1 protein-coding gene is annotated in these 1,305 nt (G+C 73.2%); it reads left to right on the plus strand.

Annotated elements, in window-relative coordinates; translation table 11 throughout:
• Nucleotides 1-284: 284 nt before the first annotated feature.
• Nucleotides 285-1,208 (plus strand): lytic polysaccharide monooxygenase auxiliary activity family 9 protein, encoded by a 924-nt coding sequence (locus tag ACFP3U_RS36760; RefSeq protein ID WP_380230129.1) that lies wholly within the window; start codon nt 285-287, stop codon nt 1,206-1,208.
• Nucleotides 1,209-1,305 lie beyond the last annotated feature (97 nt).

Below are 1,305 nucleotides of genomic sequence, written 5' to 3' on the forward strand. Positions count from 1 at the left end.
GCCCAGCCGCCCCACCACCCGGCGTCTCAAGTGATCCATTTGCCGGTCGGTCTTAAGAGGGCCCGATGGGATGCCTAACCCCGGCTTCCCATCGGGCCTTTGTGCTGCTCGGCAGGCTACATTCCGTCAAGAAGTGGCCCACGGCGCGGTATTGCCAGCTGGTCTAGTCCAATCATACGCTCAGCCCAGGGGCAGGCGCGCCGGGTCGGCCGGTCCCTCGGGCAGACGTGCCCGGCACTCCCCCACCACCTCGGCCCGGTACACGGTCAAGGAGTCCCCACCCCATGTCCTTCAAGCGCACCGCCCTGTCCGTCGGCGTCCTCGGCGCCGCGTTCCTCTCCGTCTCGGCCGCCGGCATCGGCACGGCCGGCGCCCACGGCACCGTGACCAACCCGGTCAGCCGGGTCGCGGCCTGCTACGCCGAGGGCCCGGAGAGCCCCAAGTCGCAGATCTGCAAGGACCTCGTCGCGATGAGCGGCACCCAGCCGCTGTACGACTGGAACGAGGTCAACATCGCCAACGTCGACGGCCGCCACCAGCAGCTGATCCCGGACGGCAAGCTCTGCTCCGCCAACCGCGACAAGTACAAGGCGCTGGACCTGCCGCGCGCCGACTGGCCGGCCTCCCCGGTCACCGCGGGCCGGGTCGACTTCAAGTTCCGGGTCACCGCCGCGCACCAGGGCAACCAGACCGTCTACCTCACCAAGCAGAGCTGGAACCCCACCCAGCCGCTGAAGTGGTCCGACCTCGACCCGGTGCCGGTCGCCCAGGTGCCGACCAGCCGCACCTCCGACAACGGCTACTACAACTACAGCGGCACCCTGCCGCAGCGCACCGGCCGCCAACTGCTCTACATGGTGTGGCAGCGCACCGACAGCCCCGAGGCGTTCTACAGCTGCTCGGACGTCGACTTCGGCAAGGGGGCGACGGTCGCCGGGGCGGTGTCGGCGCTCACCGCGCAGGCCCCGGCCGCGCCGAGCGAGGAGCAGATCGCCGCCGGCCGGTCCAAGTCCACGGTGGCCCACCACGGGCACGGCGGCAACGCCGACGAGCCGGCCGGCAAGGTCGTCGCGGCCGACAGCGCGGCGGTCGGCGGCGGTTCGGCCACCGGTCCGCTGCTGCTCACCGGCGCCGCCGCGATCGGCGTCGGCTGGGCCGGCCTGGTGCTCCGGCGCCGTCGGGTCGAGGCTGTGCGACACGACGGCTGACCGCCGGAGGCCGGGGCCCGCGCGCCGTCCCTGTGCGGCGCGCCGGCCCCGGCCGATCCGGCGCGGAGCGGAACGGGGGGGGGGGGGGCGCGGGGTG

The organism is Kitasatospora misakiensis, from assembly GCF_042656005.1.
GTDB classification, from domain to species: Bacteria; Actinomycetota; Actinomycetes; order Streptomycetales; family Streptomycetaceae; genus Kitasatospora; species Kitasatospora misakiensis.

Excerpts from the sequence above, each read along its gene's own strand:
- ACFP3U_RS36760 (WP_380230129.1), top strand. The coding sequence starts at position 285 with ATGTCCTTCAAGCGCACCGCCCTGTCCGTCGGCGTCCTCGGCGCCGCG.